This window comes from Streptomyces sp. NPDC089915 (assembly GCF_040684675.1).
Lineage (GTDB): Bacteria > Actinomycetota > Actinomycetes > Streptomycetales > Streptomycetaceae > Streptomyces.
This window is the reverse complement of record NZ_JBFBGN010000273.1, coordinates 1-3,152: the sequence shown is the minus strand read 5'-3', so window position 1 is coordinate 3,152 and position 3,152 is coordinate 1. Positions and strand designations below refer to the sequence as shown.

The following is a 3,152-nucleotide window of genomic DNA, read 5'->3' as shown; positions in this document are numbered from 1 at the left end:
GGCCCCCCCCCGCCCCCCCCCGGCCGGGCCGGCCGGCGCCCCCCCGCCCCGCGCCCCCCCCCGGCCCCTCCCGATGGCCCCCGCCGGGTCGCCGGGCCCGAACCTGGGCATCAGCATGGAAGGAGCTCCGTCCGGGTGAGGAGGCCGGTGATGGCCGATGAGCAGCCCGCCCCGCCGGCCGACGGCCCCGGGCAGGATCCCCCTGCTCCCCCCGCCCCGCCCGCGCCCGCCGGATCCCCCTCGGCCGGCGGCCTCCTCGACGTCCTCGGGGTGGCCGCGGTGGTGCTGGACTCCGAGGGCCGGATCCGCCTGTGGAGCCCGCAGGCGGCCGCCCTCTTCGGCTATCCGGCTGAGGAGGCCCTGGGCCGGTACGCGGCCACGCTGCTGGTGGAGGAGCGGAACCGGGACGAGGTCCTCGGCCTGTTCGCCCGGGTCATGGCGGGCGAGGGCGCCTGGGCCGGGTCCTTCCCCGTACGCCACCGCGACGGCCACACCGTCCTCGTCGAGTTCCGCAACATGCGGCTCCAGGCCGACCACGGCGGCACCTACGCCCTCGGGCTCGCCTCCGAGCAGGCCACCCTGCGCCGCGTCGAACGCGATCTCGCCCTCTCCCTGCGGATGGTCGACCAGTCCCCCATCGGCCTGGCCGTCCTCGACGCCGACCTGCGGTACGTGCTGGTCAACCCGGCCCTGGAGCGGATCAACGGGGTGCCGTCCGAACGCCACCTCGGGCAGCGGATCGCCGACATCCTCCCCTTCCTCGACGCCCCGGCCTTCGAGGCCCGGATGCGCGAGGTCATGGAGACCGGCGTCCCCGTCCTCGACAACTTCACCACCGGCCTGATCTCCGAGGAGTCCGGCGAGCGCGCCTGGCTGGTGTCGATCTACCGGCTGGAGGACCAGTCCTCCCGGGTGATCGGCGTCGCCGTGTCGGTGGTGGACGTGACCGAACAGCACCGGGCCGCCGTCTCCGCCGCCCACGCCCGGCGCCGCCTGTCGCTGATCGCGGACGCCTCGGTGCGCATCGGCACCACCCTCGACCTGGACATCACCGCCCGGGAGCTGGCCGACGTCGCCGTGCCGGAGATCGCCGACATCGCCGCCGTCGACGTGCTCGACACCGTGCTCACGGGCGGCCGCCCCGGCGACGGACCGGTCGAGCGGGCCGTACGGTTCCGGGCGCTGGCGGTGAAGGCCGGCTACCGCACCCCCGCCGAGGACGCGGCCGACCCCGTGGGGGACGTGGCCCTCTACCGCGCCGACCGGCTGGTGGCCCGCTGCGCCGGAACCGCCCGGCCCGTCCTCGTCCCGCACGTCACCCCGGAGGACCTGCCGCGCATCGCCCGCGACGAGGAGGCCGCCCGGCTGCTGGGCGAGGCGGGGGTCCACTCGTACCTCGCGGTCCCGCTGATCGCCCGCAGCCAGGTGCTCGGCACCCTCGACCTCAAACGCGCCCGCAACCCCGTGCCGTTCGGCCCGGACGACGTCCTGCTCGCCTCCGAACTCGCCGCCCACGCCGCCGTGTCCATCGACAACGCCCGCTGGTACCAGCGCCAGCGCCACGCCGCCCTCGCCCTCCAGCGCCACCTGCTGCCGCAGCACCCGCCCGCGGCCCCCGGACTGGACATCGCCTACCGGTACCAGCCGGCCGGCGCGGCCGACGAGACCGGCGGCGACTGGTTCGACGTCATCCCCCTCACCGGCGACCGCACCGCGCTCGTCGTCGGCGACGTGATGGGCAGCGGCATCAACGCCGCCGCGACGATGGGACAGCTGCGCGCCACCGCCCGGGCGCTGGGCCGCCTCGGCCTCGACCCGGCGACGGTCCTGACCCACCTCGACGCGGCCACCGCCGACCTCGGCGAGGCCATGGCCACCTGCGTGTACGCCGTCTACGACCCGCACTCGCGGCTGTGCCACATCGCCACGGCCGGCCACCTGCCGCCCGTGCACCTGCGCGGCGGCCGCCACCCGCGGCTGCTCCAGCTGACGACGGCCGTGCCCCTGGGGGTCGGCGGCGTCCCCTTCCACACCAGCGCCTTCACCCTCGGCGAGGGCGACGAGCTGGTCCTCTACACGGACGGGCTGGTGGAGACCCGCGACCAGGACATCGACACCCGGCTGCTGACCCTGACCGACCTGCTCGCGGGCCCGCACCGCCCCATCGAGGAGACCTGCGACCTCCTGCTGTCCGCCCTGCGCCGCCCCGACACCCACGACGACGTCGCCCTCCTCATCGCCCGCGCCCACGCCTGACCCCTCACGGATGCGCGGGCCGGGAGCGGACGCGGGCCGCCAGGACGGCGACGTCGTCCTCGGCGTGGCGGGCGTCGAGGCCGGCCACGACCGCGTCCACGGCCTCCCCCGCGCTCGCCCCGGGCGGCAGCCGCAGCGCCGTCAGCCGGGCCAGGGAGGCGTCGATGTCCTCCCCGCGCCGCTCGACGAGCCCGTCGGTGTAGAGGACGAGGACCTCCTCGTCGGTGAAGGGGTGCGCGGCGGACTCGTACCCGCCCAGCCCCGTACCGAGCGGCGGGCCGACCGGGACGTCCAGCAGCCGGCCGGCGCCGTCGGCCGCGAACACGGCGGGCGGCAGGTGCCCGGCGCTGGCGAAGAGGGCGGTGCCGCGCGCCGGGTCGACGCGGACGAGCAGGCAGGTGGCGGGGCGGCGCGCCGCGTCCCCGGCGACCAGGGCGTCGAGCTGGCGCAGCACCCGGTGCGGGGCCAGCTCGGTCGCGGCGACCTCGCGCAGGGTGGAGCGGTAGGCGTTCATGTCCACGGCGGCGTCCAGGCCGTGGCCCATCACGTCGCCGACCACCAGCAGGGTCCGGCCGAAGTGCAGCCGGACCGTCTCGAACCAGTCGCCGCCGACCAGGGCGCTCGGCCCGACGGGCAGGTAGCGGCCGGCGACCAGCAGGTTCGGGTGGGGGCGGCCGGGGTCGGAGACGAGGGCCCGCTGGAGGTTGAGCGCGACCCGCTCGGTGGCGGCCAGCCGGCGGGCGTGGCCGATGTGCACGGCCGCGAGCCGCGCCGCGAAGTGCAGGGCGGCGGCCTCCTGATCGGTGAAGGCGGCACCCGTGCGCACCGCGAGGAGGGTGCCGTACGAGGTGCCGTGCCGGGTCAGCGCCGCGGACAGCCCGTGCACCGGGGCGCCG

The 3,152-nt window shown here is 77.1% G+C and carries 2 protein-coding genes; one reads left to right on the top strand and one right to left on the bottom strand.

The genetic code is table 11. The annotated features are described in order from the left end of the window. The first annotated feature begins 150 nt into the window (after positions 1-150). Positions 151-2,256: a SpoIIE family protein phosphatase gene (locus tag AB0O29_RS34710; protein ID WP_365160085.1), complete on the top strand. Its 2,106-nt coding sequence runs from the start codon at positions 151-153 to the stop codon at positions 2,254-2,256. 4 nt (positions 2,257-2,260) lie between these two features. Here AB0O29_RS34710 and AB0O29_RS34705 read toward each other — a convergent pair. Then, positions 2,261-3,152: PP2C family protein-serine/threonine phosphatase (locus tag AB0O29_RS34705; RefSeq protein ID WP_365160082.1), on the bottom strand; the 892-nt coding region annotated here is incomplete at its 5' end.